The organism is Curtobacterium poinsettiae, assembly GCF_047226435.1.
Classification (GTDB): domain Bacteria; phylum Actinomycetota; class Actinomycetes; order Actinomycetales; family Microbacteriaceae; genus Curtobacterium; species Curtobacterium poinsettiae.
This window is the reverse complement of sequence record NZ_CP178434.1, coordinates 1,775,850-1,800,373: the sequence shown is the minus strand read 5'-3', so window position 1 is coordinate 1,800,373 and position 24,524 is coordinate 1,775,850. Positions and strand designations below refer to the sequence as shown.

The 24,524-nt window shown below is 70.9% G+C and carries 23 protein-coding genes and 4 tRNA genes; 15 read left to right on the top strand and 12 right to left on the bottom strand.

Annotation, left to right across the window (positions count from 1 at the left end; translation table 11 throughout):
- Positions 1 to 94 precede the first annotated feature (94 nt).
- The 6 genes from ACL00U_RS08570 (at position 95) to ACL00U_RS08545 (ending at position 4,010) form a co-directional block, all read left to right on the top strand.
- Positions 95 to 280: a hypothetical protein gene (locus tag ACL00U_RS08570; RefSeq protein ID WP_139179664.1), complete on the top strand. Its 186-nt coding sequence runs from the start codon at positions 95 to 97 to the stop codon at positions 278 to 280.
- 563 nt (positions 281 to 843) lie between these two features.
- Entirely contained in the window at positions 844 to 1,296 is a 453-nt protein-coding gene (locus tag ACL00U_RS08565) for a hypothetical protein (protein ID WP_156463747.1), read from the top strand.
- The gene (locus ACL00U_RS08560) at positions 1,293 to 2,468 is read left to right on the top strand and encodes a zinc-dependent alcohol dehydrogenase (protein WP_412873286.1); all 1,176 of its coding nucleotides are present in this window, start codon (positions 1,293 to 1,295) and stop codon (positions 2,466 to 2,468) included. Before ACL00U_RS08565 ends, ACL00U_RS08560 begins: the two co-directional genes overlap by 4 nt.
- Before the next feature lie 51 nt (positions 2,469 to 2,519).
- Positions 2,520 to 3,158 (top strand): DUF1345 domain-containing protein, encoded by a 639-nt coding sequence (locus ACL00U_RS08555; RefSeq protein ID WP_307359553.1) that lies wholly within the window; start codon positions 2,520 to 2,522, stop codon positions 3,156 to 3,158.
- 35 nt (positions 3,159 to 3,193) lie between these two features.
- A complete protein-coding gene (locus tag ACL00U_RS08550; RefSeq protein WP_017887409.1) occupies positions 3,194 to 3,496 on the top strand; it encodes a DUF4190 domain-containing protein in 303 nt (100 codons plus the stop codon).
- Between the two features lie 16 nt (positions 3,497 to 3,512).
- Positions 3,513 to 4,010: a GNAT family N-acetyltransferase gene (locus ACL00U_RS08545; protein WP_262159830.1), complete on the top strand. Its 498-nt coding sequence runs from the start codon at positions 3,513 to 3,515 to the stop codon at positions 4,008 to 4,010.
- Positions 4,011 to 4,013: 3 nt separating this feature from the next.
- Here the strand turns inward: ACL00U_RS08545 and ACL00U_RS08540 are convergent, their stop codons facing one another.
- From ACL00U_RS08540 to ACL00U_RS08525, 4 genes are all read right to left on the bottom strand, one after another.
- Positions 4,014 to 5,066 (bottom strand): BLUF domain-containing protein, encoded by a 1,053-nt coding sequence (locus ACL00U_RS08540; RefSeq protein WP_214532431.1) that lies wholly within the window; start codon positions 5,064 to 5,066, stop codon positions 4,014 to 4,016.
- 264 nt (positions 5,067 to 5,330) lie between these two features.
- Positions 5,331 to 5,825 carry a hypothetical protein gene (locus ACL00U_RS08535; RefSeq protein ID WP_262117548.1) on the bottom strand — a complete coding sequence of 165 codons (495 nt, stop codon included), beginning with the start codon at positions 5,823 to 5,825 and terminating at the stop codon, positions 5,331 to 5,333.
- Between the two features lie 39 nt (positions 5,826 to 5,864).
- Entirely contained in the window at positions 5,865 to 6,128 is a 264-nt protein-coding gene (locus ACL00U_RS08530; protein WP_042537130.1) for a hypothetical protein, read from the bottom strand.
- Between the two features lie 33 nt (positions 6,129 to 6,161).
- Entirely contained in the window at positions 6,162 to 6,299 is a 138-nt protein-coding gene (locus tag ACL00U_RS08525; protein ID WP_156155266.1) for a hypothetical protein, read from the bottom strand.
- 233 nt (positions 6,300 to 6,532) lie between these two features.
- On the opposite strand from ACL00U_RS08525, the gene ACL00U_RS08520 reads away from it, so the two are divergent.
- Positions 6,533 to 6,928 (top strand): hypothetical protein, encoded by a 396-nt coding sequence (locus ACL00U_RS08520; protein WP_042537128.1) that lies wholly within the window; start codon positions 6,533 to 6,535, stop codon positions 6,926 to 6,928.
- Positions 6,929 to 6,951: 23 nt separating this feature from the next.
- Here ACL00U_RS08520 and ACL00U_RS08515 read toward each other — a convergent pair whose 3' ends face one another.
- On the bottom strand, positions 6,952 to 8,136 hold the full coding sequence (locus ACL00U_RS08515) for an MFS transporter (RefSeq protein WP_412873285.1): 1,185 nt from the start codon (positions 8,134 to 8,136) through the stop codon (positions 6,952 to 6,954).
- Positions 8,137 to 8,362: 226 nt separating this feature from the next.
- Between ACL00U_RS08515 and ACL00U_RS08510 the strand changes: the two genes are divergently transcribed.
- On the top strand, positions 8,363 to 8,824 hold the full coding sequence (locus ACL00U_RS08510) for a hypothetical protein (RefSeq protein WP_139179665.1): 462 nt from the start codon (positions 8,363 to 8,365) through the stop codon (positions 8,822 to 8,824).
- Positions 8,825 to 8,953: 129 nt separating this feature from the next.
- A complete protein-coding gene (locus ACL00U_RS08505; protein WP_262117544.1) occupies positions 8,954 to 9,943 on the top strand; it encodes a hypothetical protein in 990 nt (329 codons plus the stop codon).
- Here the strand turns inward: ACL00U_RS08505 and ACL00U_RS08500 are convergent.
- The 5 genes from ACL00U_RS08500 to ACL00U_RS08480 all read right to left on the bottom strand — a co-directional run bounded on the left by ACL00U_RS08500 (position 9,940) and on the right by ACL00U_RS08480 (position 12,963).
- Complete coding sequence (locus ACL00U_RS08500; protein WP_262117543.1) at positions 9,940 to 10,914, bottom strand: DUF6891 domain-containing protein; 975 nt, start codon at positions 10,912 to 10,914, stop codon at positions 9,940 to 9,942. The two genes, ACL00U_RS08505 and ACL00U_RS08500, sit on opposite strands and share 4 nt — an antisense overlap.
- Before the next feature lie 146 nt (positions 10,915 to 11,060).
- Entirely contained in the window at positions 11,061 to 12,206 is a 1,146-nt protein-coding gene (locus ACL00U_RS08495; RefSeq protein ID WP_412873284.1) for a hypothetical protein, read from the bottom strand.
- A 407-nt stretch (positions 12,207 to 12,613) separates the two neighbouring features.
- Positions 12,614 to 12,688 (bottom strand) — tRNA-Val (locus ACL00U_RS08490).
- 47 nt (positions 12,689 to 12,735) lie between these two features.
- A tRNA-Cys gene (locus tag ACL00U_RS08485) sits at positions 12,736 to 12,809 on the bottom strand.
- 82 nt (positions 12,810 to 12,891) lie between these two features.
- Positions 12,892 to 12,963: transfer RNA gene (locus ACL00U_RS08480), tRNA-Gly, on the bottom strand.
- A gap of 215 nt (positions 12,964 to 13,178) precedes the next feature.
- Between ACL00U_RS08480 and ACL00U_RS08475 the strand changes: the two genes are divergently transcribed.
- From ACL00U_RS08475 to ACL00U_RS08455, 5 genes are all read left to right on the top strand, one after another.
- Positions 13,179 to 13,251: transfer RNA gene (locus ACL00U_RS08475), tRNA-Val, on the top strand.
- 115 nt (positions 13,252 to 13,366) lie between these two features.
- Positions 13,367 to 14,932 carry a DUF3375 family protein gene (locus ACL00U_RS08470; RefSeq protein ID WP_194590895.1) on the top strand — a complete coding sequence of 522 codons (1,566 nt, stop codon included), beginning with the start codon at positions 13,367 to 13,369 and terminating at the stop codon, positions 14,930 to 14,932.
- Positions 14,929 to 15,717: a DUF4194 domain-containing protein gene (locus tag ACL00U_RS08465; RefSeq protein ID WP_017887423.1), complete on the top strand. Its 789-nt coding sequence runs from the start codon at positions 14,929 to 14,931 to the stop codon at positions 15,715 to 15,717. Before ACL00U_RS08470 ends, ACL00U_RS08465 begins: the two co-directional genes overlap by 4 nt.
- Entirely contained in the window at positions 15,714 to 19,082 is a 3,369-nt protein-coding gene (locus ACL00U_RS08460; RefSeq protein ID WP_194590894.1) for an ATP-binding protein, read from the top strand. Before ACL00U_RS08465 ends, ACL00U_RS08460 begins: the two co-directional genes overlap by 4 nt.
- Positions 19,083 to 19,888: 806 nt before the next feature.
- A complete protein-coding gene (locus ACL00U_RS08455) occupies positions 19,889 to 20,176 on the top strand; it encodes a hypothetical protein (RefSeq protein WP_412874060.1) in 288 nt (95 codons plus the stop codon).
- Between the two features lie 166 nt (positions 20,177 to 20,342).
- Here the strand turns inward: ACL00U_RS08455 and ACL00U_RS08450 are convergent, their stop codons facing one another.
- Positions 20,343 to 21,809, bottom strand: a complete 1,467-nt coding sequence (locus tag ACL00U_RS08450; protein ID WP_017887427.1) for a peptide MFS transporter — start codon at positions 21,807 to 21,809, stop codon at positions 20,343 to 20,345.
- A gap of 198 nt (positions 21,810 to 22,007) precedes the next feature.
- On the opposite strand from ACL00U_RS08450, the gene ACL00U_RS08445 reads away from it, so the two are divergent.
- On the top strand, positions 22,008 to 24,158 hold the full coding sequence (locus ACL00U_RS08445; RefSeq protein WP_071250795.1) for an acyl-CoA dehydrogenase: 2,151 nt from the start codon (positions 22,008 to 22,010) through the stop codon (positions 24,156 to 24,158).
- Positions 24,159 to 24,226: 68 nt separating this feature from the next.
- Here the strand turns inward: ACL00U_RS08445 and csrA are convergent, their stop codons facing one another.
- The gene (gene csrA / locus ACL00U_RS08440) at positions 24,227 to 24,520 is read right to left on the bottom strand and encodes a carbon storage regulator CsrA (protein WP_056068561.1); all 294 of its coding nucleotides are present in this window, start codon (positions 24,518 to 24,520) and stop codon (positions 24,227 to 24,229) included.
- Positions 24,521 to 24,524: the final 4 nt, after the last annotated feature.

The following is a 24,524-nucleotide window of genomic DNA, read 5'->3' as shown; positions in this document are numbered from 1 at the left end:
ATGCAACGGTACCGGTGCGATCGGCAGCGCCACGCGGACGGCGACCAGCGGCATCGACCCGCAGCCTCGCCGTCGGGGGCTGGCGAGGGGGGCGATGCGCACCACGTTGCCGACGGCCGCAGTGCTCGCTGCGGCGACGCTGCTCACGGCGACGGGCTGTTCTTCGTCGTTCTTCGAGCCGATGGCCGACCCGGTCGGGACCTGGACCCTGACGCCGGACGGGGGCAGCACCATCGTCCTGCGGCGGCAGGAGCCTCGGCTTCCGGGTCGGGGATCGTGAACGCCCCGACCCGACGTACGAGTACCGGCACGACTGAAGCGTCCGAGGACCCTGAGCGAGCGCGGGCAGCGTCGGGCACTGACGGTGCGGCTCTGCGACGCGACCCCGGGACGGACGGGAGGCCCGGTGCCGGCTGGAACCGGGCCTCCCGTCCGTCTCGCTGCCGTCACCTGCCACAGCACTCCGATCGGTCGGTCGTCAGCCCGGAGCGCTCGGCGCGCTCGGCGCGTTCGGCGCGCTTCGCGACGAACACCGCGACCTCGTCGGCCACCGCGACGGGCGCGTCGATAACCGGGAGCCGCGGCCTTCACCGGCGACCGACATCCCCGCCGTTGAACGGTCAGCGCATCACGGACAATCCCGGGACGGCGCCAGGGAGGCCACGCTCATCGTGGATCGACAGGAGCGACTCCGCGACCCGACCGGCACGATCGCGCGGTCGTCGCTCCCGTCCCGTGATCCGCACCGATGCGACTCAAGGAGGCCGCGATGGAACACACGAACCCCCGGCGGTGGGGCGCGAACGCGCCCGCTGCTGACCGACTCTTCGCTGGGACACCACGATGAGGGCCCGGAACCTCGCCGCCGCTGCGATGGTGACGGCTGCTGTCGGCATCGTGGTCTCGCGCCGCCGACGCGGCGCACCCGGGCCCGCACGGAAGGTGCTGGCCGAACCGCGTTCCGGCTGGCACGCGGTCACGGTGAACCGCGGTCGGGACGCGGTGCTGCCAGGCGGACGAGTCCCCGCGCCGCTCACGGCGTTCGGGCAGGACGTCGAGGTGGAGGCCCGTCCCGCGCCCGGCGATCGCGGCACCGAGCTCCGTGCCCGGTTCCGAGGCGGCGCCCCGGATGCACGAGGCCGGTTGCGGGCCGCGCTGCGCGAGGCGAAGCAACTCATCGAGGTCGGCGAGGTGCTCCGGGTGGATCCGGTCCCCCACGGCCGACGGAAGGCCACACCCACCGGCGCGTTGGTGGACGTGGCGACGAGACGGAGCAACGAGGAGGGTGTGCTGTGAAGGCGCTCTGTTGGACCGGGGTCAACGAGACCGCGGTGGAGACGGTGGAGGACCCGAAGATCCTCAACGATCACGACGTGATCCTGAAGGTGCGTCTGAGCACCACCTGCGGGTCGGACCTGCACCTGCTCGGCGGGTACATCCCGACCATGCGATCCGGTGACGTCCTGGGGCACGAGTTCATGGGCGAGGTCGTCGAGACGGGATCGGCCGTCACGAAGCACAAGGTGGGCGACCGGGTCGTCGTCTGCTCGTTCATCGCCTGCGGGCAGTGCTGGTACTGCACCCACGGGCAGTTCTCACTCTGCGACGACGGCAACCCGAACCCGGGCTTGACCGAGGCGATGTGGGGATCGTCGATCGGCGGATGCTTCGCCTACAGCCACGCGCTCGGCGGGTTCGCGGGCAGCCACGCCGAGTACGTCCGCGTGCCCTACGCCGATCAGGGGGCGTTCACGGTCCCCGACGGCGTGTCCGACACGGCCGCCCTGTTCGCCTCCGATGCCGCACCCACCGGGTGGACCGGAGCCGACCTGGCCGGGATCACCCCGGGTGACACCGTCGCAGTGTGGGGCGCCGGAGGTGTGGGCCAGATGGCCGCTCGTGCGGCGATGCTCCTCGGCGTCGAGCAGGTGATCGTGATCGACCGCCTGCCCGAACGGCTGCGACAGGTGCGCGAGCACATCGGTGCCGAGATGCTCGACTACACGAGCGACGCCGTGCTCCCGGAACTCAAGGAACGCACCGGCGGTCGGGGTCCCGACGTCTGCATCGAGGCCGTCGGCATGGAAGCGCACGGTACCGGACCGCTGTACCTGTCCGACCAGGCCAAGCAGCAGCTTCGGTTGCAGACCGACCGGCCGACCGCCCTGCGCGAGGCGATCTACGCCTGCCGGAAGGGCGGCAGCCTGTTCTCGCTCGGGGTCTTCGGTGGGCTCGTCGACAAGTTCCCGTTCGGCGCGATCATGAACAAGGGCATGACGGTCCGCGGCGCCCAGCAGCACGGGCACCGCTACATCCCGATGATCCTCGACCGCATCGCCGCGGGAGAGCTCAGCACCGAGCACCTCGCCACGCACGTGATGCCACTGTCGCAAGGGCCGCGCGGGTACGAGATGTTCAAGAACAAGGACGACGGTTGCGTCCGCGCCGTCTTCACCCCCGGCATGTGATGACCGACCACGCAACGGAGCGGAGGAAGGAACGATCATGAGGGCACGACGATGAACGATCGGATTCTCTCCACGCGCCGGGCGCTCGTCACCGTGGGGATCGGGGTCCTGGTCGGGGTCGCGTTGACCCTCACCGGGACTCCGTCCCTCGGGCCGCTCGCGGCCTGGTGCACGGCCGGCCTGATCGCGCTGGTCCAGGTCTGGCACAAGTGCTGGCGCCAGGACGCCGACGGCACCGAGCGTCTCGCCCGCGAGGAGTCCGAGACACGGGTCAGTGACAACGCGATCATCGTGGCCTGTTTCGCGAGTCTCGCCGCCGTTGTGCTGGCGCTGAGCGAAGCCAGCCAGGCGCGAGATCCGGCTTCGGTCGCGGCGGTCATCCTGGGTGTGCTCGGCACGATGGTCGCGTGGGCGTTGGTCAACACGGTCTACGCCCTGAAGTACGCCCGGACCTTCTTCCTCGACCACCGGGGCGGCGGGTTCGACGTCAAGCAGGACGGGCGACCGACCTCCAGCGACTTCGCCTACTTCGCCTTCACGATCGGCATGTCGTACGCGGCACCAGAGGTCGAGCCGGACGACAGTGAGACCCGGCGGAAGGCGTTGCCGCACGCGCTGCTGTCGTACTTCTTCGGAACGGCGCTCATCGCGGTGGCCATCAACCTGGTGACGAACCTCGGTCAGGGGTGAGCGGAGGGATCCTCGTCGACCCTAGGCTGACCGACGTGACCGACCTCGCTCCTGACCAGACCGCGCCGAACGCCGCAGGGTTCCCCGCATCGGCAGCCGTGCCGCTACCGCCCCTCAGCCTGCTTGCGGTGGTGGCGATCGCTCTCGCGTTCGTCGCGCCGATCGGCGGTCTCGTCGTCGGGTTCATCGCGCGGCGCGACGTGCGGCTGACCGGTGAGCGGGGTGACGGCATCGCGTTCGCGGCGATCCTGATCGGGGCGACGCTGACGTTGTTCGGGATCATCGTGCCGCTGTTCCTCGGCGGCGCGGGGATCCTCGACCTGGACCTGCGGCTCTGATCGCTAGCCTTCCGGCATGGGGAACCACGACGGCGCGATGCCCATCCGATCGGCGACGGTCCACGATGCCGGGGCGATCGCCCACGTGCACGCGGCCTCGTGGCGTGAGACGTACGGCCGGTTCGTCGACGATCCGGACACGAACCCGTGGTTCGACGTGGGTCGGCGGAACGACATGTGGCGGTCGATGCTCGCCGACCCCTCGACGTGCCGGGGCGTGCGTGTTGCGCTCGACGACACCGGCGTCATCGGCTTCGCTGCCGTGCAGCCGACGCCCGGACCCGAGGCCGCCCCACCCGAGGAACTGACGATGCTGTACGTCCTCGCCCGCGCGCACGGAACCGGCACCGGCCAGGCGCTGCTCGACGACCTGCTCGCCGATCGTCCGGCGTCGCTGTGGGTGGCCGCGGACAACCCTCGGGCACACGCCTTCTACCAGCGGAACGGCTTCACGCCCGACGGCGCGGAATCGGCGTTCGGACCGATCCCGCTGACGGTCCGGCTGGCGCGCTGAGGATCAGTCCGCCACGGGAGCCGACAGGTCCCAGACGGTGTCGGCCTCGTACTGCTCGGACCAACCGCGCCGCATCCGGGCGGCGGCGCGGTCGAAGGCGTCGACGACGTCGGTGTCCGGCGTCAGGAGCGCCTGCAGGCGGAGCCCGTCGAACAGTGCGACGAGCTGCTGCGCGCCGCGGATCGGGTCCATGGTCGCGGGCTCACGGCCGGCGTGGACGTCTCGCTGCAGCGCGGTCCGGACCGTCTCGCGGAACTGCAGGTAGGCCGACCGGTAGTAGTCGGCACCGTCGGTGGACGGGTCGGTGGAGACGGCCAGCGTGGCGGCGATCAAGCGCATGAGGGCCGGATCCTCGGCGTGGGCCGCGAGCAGCGCGTGCAGGAACGCCACCGTCCCCTTTTCGCCGGCGAGCGGGAGCAGCGGGGCCGACACTGCCCGGGTCCACCGCATCACGGCGGCAGCGAGCAGCGCGGGCTCGGACGGGAACAGCTCGAGGATCTCCGCCTGCCCCATCCCCGACCGAGACGCGACGTCCCCGAGCGAGAAGCGTGAGAGTCCACCGTCGTGCAGGACGGCGATCGCGCCGTTGATCGCCCGGGTGCGCGGGACTTCCTCGTCCGCGGCGTTCTGGTTCGTCAGCGGTGCCAGCGGGTGCTTCCGGAACCAGTCCAGCAGCGCACGTGCGCGGGACGCCCCGAACGCAGGGTCGGTCGGACGACCGGCGGTGAACAGGTCGCTGAACCCGGGAACGTCCTGCATCAGCGGGTCGAGCGACTGGAACGCCATCGACCAGTCCGGGAACGAGCGCCGGGCGATCGGCTCGTCGAGCAGCACCCGGACGTTCGTGTGCCGCGGGTCGGCCTGGACCTGGTCGAAGCGCTGCCGGACGACGTCGTCCTCGCCCTCGATGATCCCGATGCAGTTGTCGTCGCGGTGCGCGAGCATGCCCGTGACACCGAGTCGTGTGTTCTTCTCGCGGCCGACCGCCAGGATCTGGGCGAGTTCGGAATCCGTGATCGGACGGGTCTGGGTGCTGGTGTAGACGAGCGATCGCATGGTGCTGCTTCCTGGTCGGACGGTCCCCCGGTGTGTGGGAGGCGCCGCCGTGTCGAACCCGAATCGACTCGACGGCACCTCGTGGTCACCGTAACCAGCGGCGACCACCTTCACTGCGACGCAAGACGGTCCGTGGCTGTCCGGCACCCGGAGGATGCCGACCTCTGAATGGAACCATCCGACGGTCCTCGGCGGTACCCCCACTACGGGGAACGCTCGTTCTCGGGCGGTCGCTCGTGGCGCACGTGGCGCACGTGGCGCATGTCAGGTTGCGCGGTCGCCTGTTCCAGGCGTCTCGACGATGCGGTCACCCGTCGTCGGGTCCCATCCGACCGTGCGGGGTTCGGCTGCTCGAGGACGCCGTGCAGCCCGCGGGAAGAACGGTCGTGCGCTCGGCAGGTAGCTGAGCACCGCCGCGACGACGATGCAGACGGCGTCGACGAGGCTCCGGTCCATGCCGTCGGTGGCGATGGTGATCACCGCGCTGCAGGCGGTCAGCCCGGCGATGATCGCGAGCCAGAGTCGCGCGTTCCCGGAGCCTCGTCCCATCAGCGTCGCAAGCCACAGGAACAGTGCCGACCAGGCGAGGACGAAGAGGAGCCCGAGCGACGCCCCGATGATCGCGCCGCCGGCTTCGCGCATGGACACGACGATGCCGGGCGCCGCGGCCGCGAGGCTGATGACGACGGAAACCCACCAGAGCGCCACGGCGACCGTGACGACCCGCGGTCGCGTGCGCTGTTCGGTGCGCTGTTCCATCAGGTGCTCCCCCGTCGTGCCGGATCCGGCGCGACGATCCTACGGTGACGGCTGACGCACTCCGGCCATGCGCGATCGGCGGAGGATGACCAGTCCCACGGTCAGTCCGGCTGCGAGTAAGGCGAAGGTCAGGAACGACGCGAACCCGATCGTCACCAGCCGGTCGTGCGGCGCACCGACACCCAGGAGCAGCCGAAGCGTGAGCAACGGCACCACGACGGCGGCCGTCCACGAGGCGATCACCAACACCGAGAGCAAGATGACCGAGCCCCGGTGCGGAGCCGTTCCGGGGGCGTTGGTCATGCGACCATCCAACCAGTGGCCTGGTGCGAGCCCCTAGGGGCGGTAGTCCTCACGACGCGGCAGGAGCTCGGCCGCGTGGGAATCGATGTACGGCTTCGCGCCCAGCATCCCGCCGATCGTCTTCGCGACCGTCGTGAGCAACGCTCCGAGCCCCCGTGCCACGATGCTCAAGATCCTCATGGTGCCCCCTCGTCGGACCGACCTGCGGTGTCGGACTCTTCCCGTCACACCGTACGCGGAAGGCCGTGCCCCCGCCAGGGACGGCAGACTCTCGGGCCCGTCGTCGATCGTCGTCGCGCATAGGCTGGACGCCCGACCGGGGAGGAGCCGCGATGCCGGTGGTCCGCGAGCGAGTGCCGTTGTGGCGCACGCCCTGGTGGCACCCTCGCCGCTGGGAAGCGCGCATGTGGGTGCTGCTCGTCGCTGCTGCTGCTGGCGGCGTCCTCCGCGAAGTGGCGCATCCGTTCTACGACGACGGGGTCGAGGCGATCGTGAACTGGCTCGGCCTCTGCATCCCGGGATGTGTGATCGCGTACGTCGTGGTCGGTCGGTGGAAGAAGGGTCTCACCACGCTGTGGAAGCCGTCCTGGCGCGAGCTCCGACGGATCCTGGTCGCGGCACCGCTCGGGGTGCTGGCCCTGCGGCTGCTCATCGAGGACGACGACGCGTGGTTGTGGCTGCTCGCCGGGGTGTCCGCCGCGCTGCTCGCGCTCGCAGTGGCTCGCTGGGGCGCTGCCCACCGCGATCGTCGACGTCGGACGAATGCGTACGGGACGGTGTCCGCTGACCCCTACGCGTAGCTCCCGATGGGGTTCGTCGATCCCTACGCGTCCTGTGCCGAGTCGGTCTTCGACGGCAACCGCGATGCCACGAGCGTCCCGACCAGCGCCACCACCGCGAAGGCCGCGAACCCGAACGGCAGCCCGATCGCGCTGCCGACACCACCGACGACGAGCGGTCCGACGGCGTCCCCGGTCTCGCGCCCGAGCTCCGCGGAGCCCATGGTGCGACCGAACCGATCCGGCGGAGTCGTCCCGGCGAGGTGCGCGAACGCGACGGGCGTCAGCGTGGCGACACCGGCCCCGGCGAGCAGGGCCGCGATGAAGACGGCCACCACCGAGGGTGCCACGGCGACCACCAGGAAGGCCGCGGCAACCGCGGCCGTCCCGGCCACACCCGCGACCCCGGTACCGAGGCCCCCGGCGTCGTGCAGTCGACCGGCGACGGGCTGCACGAGCGACGACGTCACGGCGAGGACGGCGACCGCGAGCGTCGACACCAGGAGCGGGATGCCGGCCTCGGTGCCGAGCGCCGGGAGCATCCCGGTCAGCGCGCCGATCGCAGCGCTGCCGACGGCCAGCACGACGACCGGGATCAGGAACTGGCGGTCCGTGGCCGCTCGGACCATCACGGCGAGCGTGGCCCGCTGCCGGGGCAGGGGCACGATCGGCTCGACGGCGACGAACACCGCCACCGCGGTCACCAGGGCCATCACGACGAGGATCCCGAAGAGCCACTGCGTGCTGCCGAACTGCACCACGAGTGCACCGATGACCGGTCCCCCGGCGTAGCCGAGACCCTTCCACGAGCCGTACCGACCGAAGTACGTCCCCCGACGGTTCGCCGGCACGAGACGGGCGACCGCGGCGGACGATGCCGGTGAGAACGCGGAGGCGCCGGCACCCTGCAGCAGACGCGCGAGGCCGAGCCAGAACGGTCCGGTCCCGAAGACGCCGATGAGTGAGGCCGCTGCGAACACGACGAGTCCGCCGACGATCACCGGTCGCGGCCCGATGCGGTCGGACAGTGCGCCGAAGACCGGCTTGAGGACGAGTTCGGCGACGTCGTAGAGCGCCAGGAAGAGCCCGAGCCACGCCAGCGTCAGACCGAGTTCGAGGTGCTCGCCGCCGACCGCTGCGGCGATGCTGTTTGCCCCGAAGGCGGTCACGAAGCCCGCGGCGTACAGCGGCGCGAGCCAAGGGACAGTGGTCGTCGACGGGGCGGTCACGTGCTCACCTTGGCCGACCACGGGCCGGACCGCCAACGCTCACGATCATTCCTCGTGACTGCGTGACGCTCTGCCTCGTCCACGATCGGCCATCCCTTCGCCGGTGTGTCTGCGGTGTCCACGGGGTGGTGCAGCCTCGGATCAAGCGTGTCGAAACCCTCACTGTTCGGCCTCGATCGACATGGCGTTGACGAATCGTCAGCGACCGCGACGCATGATGGGTGGCATGAAACAGTGGACTTCCGCAGAGACCACCGAGCTCATCGTCAAGAGCTGGTTGTGGATGACGCTCCTCACCGCGCCGGTCGCCACCGTCATCGCCGTCGCGTGGTGGAACCCCATCGCCCTCTCCCTCTTCGTGCCGGCCTCGCTCATCTTCACCGGCATCGGAGCAGCCATCGGCGGCATCGCCTCCATCCCCTTCTCCCACGGACTCAGTCGAGCCCTGATGCGAGTCCGGAGCCGCCTCGTCCATGCCATCGCACACTCCCTGCTCGCCGGCGCGCTCGCGGCAGCCTGCCTCGCGCTCTTCCTCGTCATGAACGATGGGGACGACCTCTCGACGTGGCCGCTCATCGCGTCCGTAGCCGCCGGCATCGCCGCGGCGATCGCACGGTGGCGGCTCGACCGCACCAGGACGACGGCAGAGCCGACAGCAGCGGACGTCGTCGACGACGCCGGGGCCTAGCCGGACCACGACCAGCGCCCGTCGGGACTGTCAACGGGAAAGAGGGGTGTCGGCGCCGGTGCCGGGGGATGTACTCGAGTTCGTCTGAGGTGGCGACGGCCACGTCCGACCGGTCGATAGGGTCGGTTCGTGGGGAACTCCGTGACGCTGAACGTGCTGGCCGCTTCGTCGCCGATGGTGGGCGCCGATCCGGCTGTCCGCGCCGGCGAGGTCGACCTGGATGCGGTCACCGGTGAGTGGGAAGTGCAGTGGCTCCTGCCGTTCCTGTGGATGGGGCTCGTTCCCGAACCCTGGTTTGCAGCGCACGCTGGCCGGCTCCTCGCAGCGCTTGCAGCTGGTGAAGACGAGAGCCCGGGCCTCACCGATGTCGTCGTGCCCTGGCCCACCGCTGCTGAGGCGTTCCGAACGCGGCTGCCAGCGGTGGTCGCCGTGTGGCCGGAGTTCGCTGAGCCCGCGAACCGGTTCCTCTCGGATGTCACCTCGGTGGCGGAGCGGACGACGAACCCCGTCATCCGACTGCGGCTCGACGAGCTGGTCACGGCGTCGTGGGGCGATGAAACGGAACTCAGCCGGTACGTCGCCGACGTCCTCGCTGACGCGGACCAATGGGACGACCCTCGACGGACCGCTGAGGGTCGGGTGTCCGACTTCCACCGGGCAGCGACAGCAGACGAGCCAGGCCGGTCGTTCCTGCTCGGTGGTGAATGGATGTACGGCGGGTCTTCGTTGCCGCGTGACGAACCGGCGCCGTTGCCGGCTCCGAGCCGGGCGGCATCATCGGCTCCGCAGGATGCGCGCGTCGACCGTCAGGCGGAGACGCCTCGGGTGCCGAGACCTTCGTGGATCAACGAGCGGCAGTGGGCCGGCCGCTACGGGATCCATGGTGAGGACCTCTGGCAGGTCGCGGCCTTGGCCGCAGCTCGGAAGGCCCGAGCGCAGGCGAACGTGTGGCCGTGGCACTGGATGGTGGCGATCGCGGTGACGTTCGCAGTCGTGACGTGGCTCATCGTCGGCATGTTCTCCGACAGCATGCTGTGGGCGACCATCGCTGGAGCAGTCGTCCTCGTCAGCGTTGCTGCGATGTGGGGGCGTGCTGCTGGTCGAGCTCGCCGAAGCTAGCGCAGCGGACGTCGCTGGGTCGACCGGGCGGTGCTGATGAACCGGTCGAGTGCGTCGCCGACGTCGTCGTGCCAGGAGCCGTCGGACCAGGCGCCGGCTTTCTCGTCGGTTGCCCAGACGTGCCAGCGGTCACCCTCTTCGTCAAGCGCTGTCGCGTCGGCGGTTCCCCGCTCGCCGGGCCAGAGGACCCGCAGGCGTTCGTCGGCGACCACCGCGCGGGCTTCGTCCAGGTCGGTGAACGGCAGCGGTTTCCGCCAATGGTCGATGACGACGCCGATGCGCTTGCTGGGGGTGCCGTCCCAGTCGATGTCGAGTCCTCGGTCGGAGAGGACGCTGGCGACCCGTTCCCCTGCGGTGAGCTGGGAGCGTTCGTTGACGGCTGCTTCACCGCGGGTGGAGAGCATCGACTTCGCGACCAGGTCGGGGTCGATGTCAGGCGCTGGGCGGAACGACCCGTACGCGAGGCGCAGAACGCACCGTTCCAGGGCGAGCCCGTCCGTGTCCTGCTCATGGAAGAACACGTACGCCCACTCTCGCTGTCCGTCGGGCGCTGTCTGGTCCGGTGTTCGCCGGTCACGCGCTTCCAGGAACCCGTCGCTCTGGTCGACGCCGAGGTTCATCCCGGTGACGAAGCCGTCACGGGCGAGCTCCGCGAAGGCGAACTGGAGACGGTCGTACTGGCTGCTGCGCCAGTCCCAGGTTGCCTCCTCCTGCCGGCGTGCATCCCAGATGAGCCGGGTGCGCGCGAGGACGGTGCGGCGGAGCTCGTCAACGTCCGGTACGTCGTCCTCGTACCATTCGACGACTGTCTCGACGACGTCGTCGAAGCGGCGGAACCCGGGCAGCATCTGCTCGGTGACCGTTTCGTCGATCATCTGCTCGTCGGGTTCGACCTCGTCGAGGATGTCGGAGTCGGTCTGGTCGATGCTGTCGTCCGGCTTCCGCCGCCGCCACTTGTCGAAGATCCCCACGGACGGATCCTATGCGGCGCTGGTGTCGCGCCGCCGGGACGCGGACCGGTCCGGGAGTCTGGTGCAGCAGCTCGAGGTCCTGCACCGCCAGGCCGGTGACGCTGGCTCGAGACGGTCGACCGGAGCGGAATCTTGCGGTTCGCGGTCTACGTCTGAGTGAGGACCTTCGCGTGACCGTGGCCGTCGGCGAAGACGTACGCGGATCCGCCGCCGAAGTTCACGCCGAGGGGGTCCTCGTCGAGCATCGCGACGAACCGGTATCCGTCCGGAGTCTCGTCGTTCTGGATCCACGCCGGTCTCCCGCCCCACTGGCCGGCGACGGTGACACCGTCGGCGCGCGCCTCGGCCAACGCGTCGGAGTAGTCGTCCGCGGCTGCCTGATGCACGCCGAGGAGCCACGGTGCACCGGCCATCACGGCGGTGCCGGACGATGATGCCGGCCGTCCGGCCGGGTGCAGGTCGCGTCCACCGACGACGATGGCAGCGTTGCACCCGGCGTACGGGTCCCAGGACGGGCAGGAGCCCGGGTCTGCCTGGCAGATGAAGACGAGGATGAGGCTGCCGTCGTGCTCGAGCTGCGCGGTGAACTGCATCGGCTCGTGGTGTTCAGCGCACGTCGGCCAGTCGAAGCCGTCGGGAACGCTGGGCTGCCCGCCGAGTCGTGAGGACACCAACGGTGCGGTGAGGCCCGACCGGTACGCGCCGAGGAGCCGAACACCGGCTCGGGTTCGACGTACTGCGACAGCGTCGTGACTCCGGGTCGACGACGACGCGGCGCTGAGGCGGATGCTCTCCGGCGTGCCGCTGCGGATGGCGGCGACGACGAAGGACGGGTCGTCGGTGGGGAGGTCCCATCGCAGGAGGCACTGGTAGGGCTCCTTCCCTGTCCCGGTGTACGGGGCAGGGCCGTTGTCCTCCGCCAGGAGCATCCGCTCGACCTGCCAGGCGTCCAGGAGTGGGTACCCGGCGCCAGTTGCCTCGGAGACGATCCGGGTTGCGGTTCGCCGAGCGATCGCCTGCCGGCGCTGGCGGCCGCTCCGGTACAGGACGAAATGGAGCAGGTGCGCGACGATGGGGAACGGGAGCACCCACACGGCCGCGAGGAGGGACGACTGGCTCTGACTGCGGTAGTCGAACGCGTCGTAGTACACGGAGAGGGCGATGTAGGCGATGACGCCGAGGGTGTACACGAGTGTGTACACGGCGCCGAACACCCGCAGGCCCGGCGGGGTGCGCACCGCAGCAGCAGCGCTGGTGTCGATGATGACGTCCGGCGGCAGATCCGCTGTCAACGGCGGGGACCGAGCGTGTGACGCGAGACGACGGCGGAGACTGCCACGCCGACGAACGATGCGGCGGCGTCTGCACCGGTGAGGACACCCGCGGACGGACGGTGTCGGTGTGGACGGTACGTGCTCATGCTGCTCCCCCGAGAGTGCTGTCCCTCCACGCTACCGCCATGCCGGTGGTCGCCTGCCCACCCCACTCGAGCGCTCCACCCACGCAGCCGCTGATCAGATGTCGGGAAGCAACGGGCCGACACGAGCACAACAGCTCGAGTCAGACCGATGCAGCGAAGACCGCCGACGGAGTCGCCGTCGCCGGATCCGTGCCGGGTCCGCGGACCGGCCCATCCGGCCACCCTTGGAACGACAAAAGCCCCCGACCGGACCTGGTGGTCCTGCCGGGGGCTCCGTGGTGGTGGGCGATACTGGGATCGAACCAGTGACCTCTTCCGTGTCAGGGAAGCGCGCTACCGCTGCGCCAATCGCCCAAGTCCCTGTGTGGACCGGAGTCCATCAAGGTCTTGGAGGGTGGATCTGGAGGTGGGGACGGGATTCGAACCCGCGTGGACGGCTTTGCAGGCCGCTGCCTAGCCTCTCGGCCACCCCACCATCGAGGTTCACGTCTCCGTGAGTACCCGAACGGTGGGATACCCTCTGGTGAGTCACGGGCCTTCGAGAAGACCCACACTCGAGCGGATGACGAGATTCGAACTCGCGACCCTCACCTTGGCAAGGTGATGCGCTACCACTGCGCCACATCCGCACTTGTCGTTCCGCTGTCGCGGCGACGACGTAAACTCTATACGCACCGGGGCACTTCCACCAAAATCCTTCCCGTTCACCGGGCGTGTCCCCCGAGTTCATGCGGATCGGGGCGGTTCGGCGCCCCCTGCGGACAGCGCGCCACACCCGGGCCGCGCGATGTGTTCGATGCGTCGCCGGACTTCCGCTAGTATCGATCCGCACGAACAGTGCAGGGGGCGATTGGCGCAGTTGGTAGCGCGCTTCGTTCACACCGAAGAGGTCATCAGTTCGAGTCTGGTATCGCCCACACAGCAACACGAACACCACTGACAAGAGCCCGACGCAGCAGCGTCGGGCTCTTGTCATCTCATCAGGCCGCAGCACGCGGGCCAGACCACCAGCACGATCGGACGAAGGGGCGCATGACCGACGTCGACCTCGAGTTCGCCCGGGTCCGAGCGGTCCTCGACCGTCCGACCCTGCGGCTCATGTCCCGGCCGACCAGCGCCACGGTCCTCGCCGTGTTCCGCACGGTCTTCGACCGCGACGTGCAGTACGTCCCCGCCGACCGCATGCACCTGCAGGTCGAGGAGCACGTTGCGCGCCTGCAGGCAGCGGGTGCCCGCGTGCCCGCCAGCGACCAGGCGGTGCCGACGGCCAGTAAACAAGCCGACACCGAACAGTCCGACGGTGAGCAGGAGGCCCGCCCGAACGGCCGCGCCCTGTGCCGCGAGTGGGTCGGCGCCCAGTGGCTCGTCCGCTCGAACTCCCCCGACGGCGACGAGCAGTACTCCCTGACGAGCCACGCGCTCGAAGCGCTGAGCCTCGTCGACGCCCTGTCGGCCGACCGCGCCCTGATCAGCGAGAGCCGGCTGGCGATGATCGTCGACGCGGTGCACCGGTGGGCGGCCCGTGCCGAGCCGGACCCCGACGTGCAGATCCGACGGATCGACGCCCAGATCGCCGAGCTGCAGTCCGAGCGTGCACGCCTGGAGCACGGTGACGACGTCGTGGCGGTGGACGACGACCGGATGCGCGACGGGTACACCAACATCTCCGACCTGATCCGGCAGCTCCCGAGCGACTTCAAGCGCGTGGAAGAGGCGGTCGCGACGATGCACCGCTCGATCGTCGAGGACTTCCGGCAAGAGGTCCGCCCGATCGGCGAGATCCTCGACGACTACCTGGCCCGCACCGACAACCTGATGGAGGCAACACCCGAGGGCCGTGCCTTCGAGGGCGCCTTCGAACTGCTGCGCGACGACGCACTGCTCCTGCGGCTCCGCGATGACATCGCGACGATCCTGGCGCACCCGTTCGCGCAGGGCCTCGGAGCTAGCGAGCGTCGGGCCTTCCGCAACACCGTGACGATCCTGCGCCAGGGCATCGAGGACGTGCTCGCCCAGCGCCGTCAGCTCACCGCCACGCTCCGCGACCAGATCGTCGCCCACGACGTGGTGCGCGACCGCGAGCTCGACGCCGTGCTCCGCTCGATAAACCGCGGCCTCGCCACCCTGATGGACCAGGGCGGCGCGCGTGACCGGATCCCGCTGCCGCTCCTGCCGGCTGCCGCCGAGGTCGGCACGCTGCGCGAGCGCTTCTACGATCCGGACGCCGAGTCCGTACCGCCGCCCATCGAGGAGCCCGACGACGACGTCTTCGAGGACCTCGACGTCGAGATGCTCCGCAAGCACGGCGGGCCGCTGCTGACCGAGCTGCGCGCGGCGCTGCGCTTCGCCGAGGCTGACTCCAGCGTCGACGCGTTCCACGGGCTGCCACCGGAGCAGCGCCGGCCGGTCGAGCTGTTCGGCCTCGCGCACCTGCTGACGGGGCACGAGGACTTCGAGTCGGCCGCCCACGTCGCCGAGCACCGGACGGTGCGTCCCGACGGCACCGCGATCACCTTCCAGATGCCCACCGCTGCGCTCGACGACGAGCGCACTCCGGTCGGCGACGCACACGACGAGAACGCACAGGAGGCACGGTGAGCGACACGACGCCGGCACCGGTCGACGACACGGTCCCCTACGACGACCCCGCATCCGTGATGCAGGACGACGAGCGTGACGAGTCCAGCTTCGCCCTCTTCGAGGGCGACGAGGGCCGGCTCGACGAGCACCAGCGGCGCGCCCTGGTGGCGCTGCTCCGGCACTCGTACGTCAGCTCCCGCACGCACCCCGACGAGTGGCGTGCCGTGCTCGACGCCGAGTACCAGCTGCGGTCGCGCCTGAACGACCTGTTCCTCGAGCTGCACGTCGACCGTGACCGCGAGGTCGCCTGGAAGCGCCAGGCCCGCTCGGAGAGCCAGCGCCGCACGTTCCCGACCCTGCTCCGCGACCTGCCGTACACCCGCGAGGAGACGATCGTCCTCGTCTACCTGCGGATGCGTCTGCGCGCCGACGCCCGACCGGGCCCGGACCAGGTCGTCGTCGACCGCTCCGAGATCCTCGGGCACGTGGCGGGCTTCCGTCCGGCGACCGCGACCGACCGCACCCGCGACGAGGGCCGGGTCGCGAAGGCGATCGAGCGGCTCGTGACGGCGCGCATCCTGATCCGCACGTCAGACCCGGACCGCTTCCGGGTGGCGAGCGTCGTCGAGGTGCTGCTCCCCCTGGAGCGCCTGCTCGAACTGGACGCCTGGTTGCGGACCACCACCGCGCAGGACGAGGCGACCGCCCCGGGCGGCGAGCCGACCGACGGGGACGACCCGGGCCTCCCGGCAGACGGCGAAGCCGAGACCGACACCGACGACGAAGGCGAGACGGAAGCGTGACCGACACGTTCGAGATCCCGGCGCTCTTCGACACGGTCGCGCAGTGGCGCGCCGAGTCGATGCAGGTCGTCAACTGGGGTGGGTTCCACGGCCACCGGCAGGTCGAACTGTCCGGCACGGCGACGCTCATCTCCGGTGCCTCGGGCACCGGCAAGTCCACGCTGATGGACGCCTACCTGGCCGTGATGATGCCGTCCGACGTGCCGTTCAACGGCGCCTCGAACGACGCCACCACCGGCCGCGCCCGCAGCGCCGACCAGCGCAACCTGCTCACGTACCTGCGCGGCAAGGTCGACACCCGGCGCGACCCGGAGACCGGCAGCCTGCGCGACGTGAACCTGCGCGGCGACGACCAGACCACGTGGGGCGCGGCGGCGGTCACGTTCCGGAACGACGACGAGCGACGCTTCACGGTGCTGCGCGCGTACATCGTGCCGAAGCGTGCCCGCGGGGTCGGTGACATCCAGATGACCATGGCGACCGTCGACGACACCTTCGACCTGCGCCGGCTCGAGGAGTTCGTGCCGTCGCGGTTCCACCACCTCGAGCTGACCGGCCGCGTGCCGGGGCTCGTCATCCGCGACACCTACCAGGAGCTCGCGTACACGCTGCAGACGCGGCTCGGCATCGGTGACTCCGGTGGCGGCAACCGGGCGATGCGCCTGCTCGCGCGGATCCAGGCCGGCCAGCACCTGCCGACGGTCGACGCGCTGTACAAGTCGCTCGTGCTCGAGACCCCCGGCACGTACGAGGCGGCCGACCGGGCGCTCGCGCACTTCTCCGCCCTCGACGAGGCGTACGAGGCGATGGACACCGAGGAGCGCAAGGTCCGCATCCTCTCCCCCATCACCGACCTGCACGACGAGATCTCGCGCGCGACCGAGGCCGCAGCGGCCCTGGACGGCATCGCCACCGGTGCCGAGGTGTCGCCGTTCGCGCACTGGACGGCCTCGCGGAAGCGTGACCTGCTCGACGCCGAGGTGTCGCGCAACGCTCGCGAGCGCACGGCATCGCGCGCCGAGGTGGCCGCGGCTGAAGCCCGGCACGCCGCCGTCGAGATCGAGCTGCGCGACGCCGAGGCCCGACTCCGCGACCAGGGCGGCAACGCGCTCGCCCAGCTCGAGGACCGCATCGAGCGGCTCACCCGGGAGCGCGACGGGGTCGTCCGGACCCGGGCGACGTTCGACGAACGGACCGCCGTGCTGGGCACGTCCGTCGCGACCGAGGCCGACTTCACTGCCGCGCAGCGCAGCTCGCACGAGTTCCTCGGGTCGTACGCCGACGCCCGCACCGCGCTCGATGAGCGGCGCGACGCCCTGACCCGCGAGGAGTACCCGCTCCTCGACCGCGAACGGTCCCTGCGGCAGGAGCGCCAGTCGCTCGAGCACCGGCAGGGCGCCATGCCGCTGCCGATGCACGAGGCCCGGCTCGCGATGGCGCGTGCCGCCGGCATCGACCCGGCCGAGCTGCCCTTCGTGGCGGAGCTGCTCGACGTGCTGCCCGGCGAGGAGCGCTGGCGCACGGCCATCGAGTCCGTCCTGGCGCCCGTCGCCCGCACGCTGCTCGTCGACCAGGACCGCCTCGGCGACTTCAGCGAGGCGATCGACGCACTTCGCCTGCCCGTTCGCGTGCAGTTCGAGGGTGTGCCGACCGGCCCGCACCTCGACCTCGACGGCGACCCGGCCATGGTCTCCGGCAAGCTCGCGATCAAGCCGTCGCCGTTCAGCACGTGGGTGCGCGAGCGGATCGAGTCGGACCGCACCGATGCCCGCTGTGTCGCCTCGGCATCGGACCTGGGCGGTGGTGGCCGCCGGGTCACCGAGTCCGGGCAGCTGCGCGACGGCCGTCGTGGCGCGCACGGTGACCGCCGGCAGTCGAACGTCATCGGGTTCACGAACGAGGCCCGCGTCGCCGCGGTCGAGCAGGAGCTCGCCTCGATCGCCGAGGACCTCGCGACGCTCGAGGCACGCCGCACCGACGTCGCACAGGACCTCACCGCGCTCGACGTGCTCCGCGCCGCCCACCAGCACGTGGTCGACGCCACGTGGGCGGCGATCGACGTCGACGGGTTGGGCGCCTCCCTCGCCCGGCTCGACGAGGAACGGCAGGCACTGCTCGCCGCCGACGACGGCCTCCGGACGCTCCGGGCCTCGGTCGCCCGGCTGCGCAAGTCGCTGGACGAGGCTGCCGACCGCCGCTCCGCCGCACGGCTGTCCGTGCAGCGGCTCGAGGAGCGCCACGCGGTGCTCGTCGACGGCCAGGACGCCGCCGCCGAGATCCTGGAGCGCTTCGAGTCCTCGCCCGGTTCGCTGCCGGACGACCAGCAGGCCCGCCTGCTCGAGGAGACCTTCGAGGAGATCGGTGCGCCGGACGGCGTCGACGGGTTCGACGACGCCACGCGACGGCTGAAGCGTCGGCTCGAGGAGCGGCTCTCCCAGGCCCTCGACGGCGCTGCGGCGGCCTCGACCTCGTTGACGCTGACGTTCCAGCGGTACCAGGATGCCTGGCCCGACCCGAACCTCGGCACCGGCGTCGCGTCGTACCCCGATTACCACGCGATCCTCGAACAGATCGTGGCGACCGGCCTGCACGCGCGTCGGAGCGAATGGCGTCGGCGCCTGTCGCAGTGGAGCGGCGAGGACCTCGTCCCGCTCGCCGGCGCCTTCGACCGCGCCGTCGTCGAGATCGAGGAGCGCCTCGAGCCGGTCAACGAGATCCTGCGGGAGCTGCCGTTCGGCGCGAACCGGGACCGCCTGAAGATCCAGATCCGCCGGGTCACCCGCGAGGACGTCACCGCGTTCCGCCGCGAGCTCCGCGCCCTGTCCGCCTCGGTCGACACCGAGCTGACCGACGACGTGCTCGAGACCCGGTTCCGACGGCTCCGGCGCTTCATGGCCGTCATCCGGCCCGACCCGGACGCCGCCCGTGGCCGCACCACCCAGCGCGACGCGGTGCTCGACGTCCGGCGGCACATGGAGATCACGGCGGTCCGGTACGACACCGACGGCAACGACCTCGGCGTGTACTCGTCGCTCGGTGACAAGTCCGGTGGTGAGACGCAGGAGCTCGTGGCGTTCATCGTCGGCGCCGCGCTGCGCTACCAGCTCGGTGACGAGACCCGTCCCCGGCCCCGGTTCGCGCCGGTGTTCCTCGACGAGGCGTTCATCAAGGCGGACTCGGAGTTCGCCGGCCGTGCCGTCACCGCGTGGCTCCGGCTCGGGTTCCAGCTCGTCGTGAGCGCGCCGCTCGACAAGGTCACGGCGCTCGAACCGTCGATGGAGCGGCTGCTGTCGATGCGGAAGCACCCCGAGACGGGCCACTCGTCCATCACCGAGATCGCCCGGGTGGAGCCGGCAGCCGTCTGACGCGGGCGGGGGTGGTCGCGGGGTGGTCGCGGGCTGGTCGCAACACCCCGCTCAGGTTGGCCGAGTGGTCACGAACCGTCGCCTGGCGGCGCCGCAGCCGACACTTCGTGACCGGCCGACGCGCTCCAGGCGGGGTGTCCTGACCACCCGGGCCGCGCTCTGGACGCGCCCAACAGTGGCCCGGAGGCGCGGCGCGGGCCCGCCACGCGCCTCCCGACCGTCGTCCCGCCGGTCGCAACACCCCGCTCACCTTCGCGCGCTGGTCACGAAGTGACGCCTCGCTGCGCCACCGCCGACACTTCGTGACCACCCGACGCGATGCCGACGGGGTGTCCTGACCACCCGGCGGGGTGTCCTGGGGTCACGATGACGGTCTGGAGGCGCGGCGCGGGCCCGCGCCGCACCTCCCGGCCGCTGGTGGGCAGGTCACAACACCCCGCTCACCTTCGCGCGCTGGTCACGAAGTGACGCCTGGCGGCGCCGCCGCCGACAGTTGGTGACCAATCGCCGCGATGCCGACGGGGTGTCCTGACCACCCGGCGGGGTGTCCTGGGGTGACCGACGGCGGCCGGGAGGCGCGGCGCGGGCCCGCCACGCACCTCCCGGCCGTCGTCCCGCAGGTCGCAACACCCCGCTCACCTTCGCGCGCTGGTCACGAACCGTCGGATGGAGGCCGCGTCGCCGACGGTCTGCGACCGCTCGGCGCTCGCACGGCGGGGTGTCCTGACCACCCGGCAGCGGGGCCGTCAGCGTGTCGGCAGGCGCCGCACAGACGTTCCCTGACCGCCCGACGCTACGGTGATGGCGTGTTCGGACGCCGCCGCTCCCCCAGTCCCCGCCCCGACGACGCTGCCGGTCTCGGCATCGGTGCCCTCGTGCAGGTCGTCGACACCGATCGGGGTGGCGAGCAGTGGGCCGACGAGCCGATCGGGGTGATCGTGGCTCCCGGCGGGAGCCAGATCGGCGGGACACAGCGCACGTGGACCGTCGCGTTCGAGGAGCCCGTGTACACGAAGGACGGCCGCGGCCCCTTCGAGCGCGCGACCGTCCTGAGTCGTCAGCTGGTGCCGGTCACGACCGACAGCGGCGAGTAGTCCGGGTCAGGGACTCAGTACTCTTCGGAGCCGCTCTTCATCATGGCTGCGACGGCCATGCAGCACCCGACGCCGCCGAGGACGCCGACGCCGATGATGATCCCTGCGATGAGTTCGAGCATGGGTGGTGACTCCTTGGTTGCTTCGGCGTGTGGCTCCGCTCAGGTTACCGGATGCCGCGCATGAGCCGCAGCACCGGCTTGGCCAGGATCAGCAGGACCACGCCCACCGCGACGGCGACCAGGCCGAGGATCGTGAAGTACGGGGCCTCGTTCGACGGGTCGTAGTACCGGGACAGCACCCCGGTGACGGCGGTGCCGAGCGACACCGACAGGAAGAACAGCGCGACCATCTGGGTCTGGAACTTCGGCGGCGCGAGCTTCGTGGCGACGGACTGACCGACGGGCGAGAGCAGCAGTTCGGCGAGGGTGAACACCAGCAGGATGCCGACGAGTGCGAGCAGCGGCGTGCCGTTCTCGCCCGAGCCGACGAACGGCAGGAACAGCAGGAACGCGAGCCCCATGATCCCGGTGCCGAGCGCGAACTTCGTCGGGGTGGACGGCTGGCGGTCGCCGAGCTTGGTCCACAGGGCCGCGAAGACGCCGGACAGCACGATGATGAAGATCGGGTTGATCGACTGCACCCAGGACACCGGCATCTCCCAGCCGAACAGGGAGCGGTCGAGCCGCTGGTCGGAGTAGACCGTCACGACGGTGAACTGCTGCTGGTACAGCGACCAGAACACGGCGCTGCCGATGAACAGCGGGATGAACGCGAAGACGCGCGACCGCTCGTCGCGGGTGATGCCGCTCGACAGGATGACGACGAAGTACCCGATGGTGGCCAGCACGACGACGACCACGACGACGGTGGGCAGGTTGCCGACGTTCAGCAGGCCGGTCAGCACGGCGATGACGATGACGACGAGTGCGACGATGACGCCCGCACCGATCAGGGGCAGCCGGCGGCGGTCGACGGGGTTGGCGACGTGCCGGACCACCTCGGGCAGCTTCCTCCGCCGGATCGCGTACTGCACCAGGCCGGCGGCCATGCCGACCGCGGCCAGGCCGAAGCCCCAGTGGAAGCCGAGCGAGCTCTGCAGCAGCCCGGTGAGCAGCGGCCCGAAGAACGCGCCGAGGTTCACGCCGAGGTAGTAGAGCGAGAAGCCGGCGTCGCGTCGGGGGTCCTCGCGGCTGTACAGACCGCCGACGATCGTGGTGGCGGTGGCCTTGAGCCCGCCGGAGCCCAGCGCGATCAGCACGAGGCCGACCCCGACCCCGGCCACCCCGGGGATGAGCGCGAGGGCGATGTGTCCGAGCATCACGACGATCGCGCTGCCGAACAGGGTGCGGTCCGCGCCGATCAGCCGGTCGGCGATCCACGCCCCGATGATCGTGAACAGGTAGACCGCGCCGCCGTAGGCACCCATGATGCCGGTGGCGATGCCCTTGTCGATCCCCAGACCGCCCTGCGTCAGGGAGTAGTACATGTAGATGAGGACGATGCCCTGCATCCCGTAGAACGAGAACCGCTCCCAGAGCTCCACCGCGAACGGTGTCGACAGCTCGAACGGTTGCCCGAAGAAGGTGCGTCCGGGACGGGCTTCGCGGTCCGCGGGGGTGGTACGTGACATGGCGGCAAGTCTGCCCCCGGGCGGCCGGGCGCGCCCAATCGTCGAACACGCCTCATCTCTTTGGAGGGTTCCCACGACGCCGTGACGGCACCGACGACACGGGGTTGTGCGGCCCGCACGGCGTTCCCGCCACTGTCGGCAGGGGTGTCTAGCGTGGACGGTGCAACACGGACACCGCAGTTCAGGAGGACTCCGCCCATGGTCGACACCGCACCCGCCCAGCGCACCACCCCCGCCAGCGGCAGCGACACCGCGCCGGACGTCGACGCGAAGAACGCCGCGCAGCACGCCGCGCCGAACGCCGACGCCGCCGGCGACCCGGCAGCGGGCACCCCGACCGCCGGCACCGACACCGATGTCCACATCGACGTCGAACTGGTGCAGGAGCTCCTGCTCGGACGCTGGGCCGAGGACCGCCGGATCTCCCGCCGCCTGGCGCTCGACCCCGCGATGCAGAAGATCGAGGGCCAGCCGATCCCCGAGCACCGGGCACGCGTGCTCGAGCAGCTCCGCACCCTGGTCGACGCCGGTGCCATCCAGCGCCCCTACCCCGCCGAGTTCGGCGGCCAGGACAACCACGGCGGCAACATCGCGGCATTCGAGGAACTCGTCGTCGCCGACCCGTCGATGCAGATCAAGGCCGGGGTGCAGTGGGGACTGTTCGGCTCCGCCGTGCACCACCTGGGCACCGAGGCGAACCACCGTGAGTTCCTGCCGGGCATCGTCTCGTTCGAGGTCCCCGGCTGCTTCGCGATGACCGAGACCGGCCACGGCTCGGACGTCCAGAGCATCGCGACGACGGCCACGTACGACCCCGCGACCCAGGAGTTCGAGATCCACACGCCGTTCCGTGGCGCGTGGAAGGACTACATCGGCAACGCGGCCTTGCACGGTCACGCCGCCGTCGTGTTCGCGAAGCTCGTGACCGCGGGTGTCGACCACGGCGTGCACGCGTTCTACGTGCCGCTCCGCGACGTCGAGGGGGCGTTCCTGCCCGGTGTGAGCGGTGAGGACGACGGGCCGAAGGGCGGCCTGAACGGCATCGACAACGGCCGGCTCGCGTTCGATCACGTCCGGGTCCCCCGCACGAACCTGCTGAACCGCTACGGCGACGTCGCCGCGGACGGTACTTACTCGTCACCGATCGCCTCGCCCGGTCGCCGGTTCTTCACGATGCTCGGCACCCTGGTGCAGGGCCGGGTCTCGCTCGACGGCGCCGCGGTCGTCGCGCAGAAGATCGCGCTGCAGATCGCCCTGACCTACGCGATGCAGCGCCGCCAGTTCCCGACCGGCGACGGCACCGAGGGCGTCCTGCTCGACTACGGCCGGCACCAGCGTCGTCTGATCCCGCGCCTGGCGACGGTGTTCGCGCAGTCGTTCGCGCACGAGAAGCTCCTGCGCACCTTCGACGACGTCTTCAGCGGGCGGAAGGACACCCCGGAGCGACGCGAGGACCTGGAGACCCAGGCGGCCGCGTTCAAGTCGATGTCGACCTGGTCGGCGCTCGACACCCTGCAGGAAGCCCGTGAGGCCTGCGGCGGTGCCGGGTTCCTCGCCGAGAACCGTCTGACCGGGCTCCGCGCCGACCTCGACGTCTACGTGACGTTCGAGGGCGACAACACCGTGCTGCTGCAGCTCGTCGGCAAGCGCCTGCTCACCGAGTTCCGCGCGAAGGCCCCGAAGGACCCGGCGTCCACCGCGAAGTTCGTGGCGGCCGTCGCCGCGTCGAAGCTCGCCGACGCGTCGGGCATCCGTCGGCTCGGCCAGACCGTGGCCGACCGCGGCTCGCTGGCCGCGAGCGTCGCCGACCTGCAGGACCCCCGGACGCAGCGGGAACTGCTCGCCGGTCGGGTCGACACCATGGTCGCCGAGATCGGGATGCGCCTGGCGTCGGCCGGCAAGGACCGCGCCCGCGCGGCCAGACTGCTCAACCGCTCGCAGCACGAGCTCATCGAGGCGTCCAAGGCCCACGCCGAACTCATGCAGTGGGACGCCTTCACCGAGGCGCTCGACGAGGTGACCGAGGGCGACACCCGCCGCGTGCTCGTCTGGCTGCGGGACCTGTTCGCGCTCGGCCTGCTCGAGCAGCACCTGGACTGGTACCTGCTGCACGGCCGGCTGTCGGCGCAGCGTGCCCGTGCGGTGTCGGCGTACGTCGACCGGCTCGTCGCCCGGGTGCGTCCGATCGTGCCGCAGCTGCTCGAGACCTTCGGCTACGAGCCGGGTCACGTCCGTGCGCCGATCGCGCTCGGTGCCGAGCAGGCCCGACAGGACGAGGCTCGTGCCTGGTTCGCCGCCGAGGCCGCCGCCGGCCGCCTGCCGGAGCAGGAGAAGAAGCCCCGTCCGTGACGGACGCGCAGCCGCGCCCGTATCGGAGGAGCGGCCGCGCCCGTGACGGGCGTGGCTGCTCCGGACGACTAGGAGTCGGTCGGCGCGGAGTCGGACGGCGCGGACGAGGCCGGGCCGTCGGCGGCAGCCCCGCCACGTGCCCCGAGCGCCGCGCGCAGCTGCGCCTCGGCGTCGTCGCCGGCGGCAGCGGCCTCGGCGTTCGCCTCGGCGACCGCACGCACGACCTCTTCCCGCTGGATCTTCACGCCGCGCGGGGCGTCGATGCCGATCCGGACGCCGTCGCCCCGGGAGTCGAGCACCGTGATGACGATGTCGTCGCCGACGAGGATCCGCTCGCCGACCTTCCGCGTGAGTACCAGCACCCGT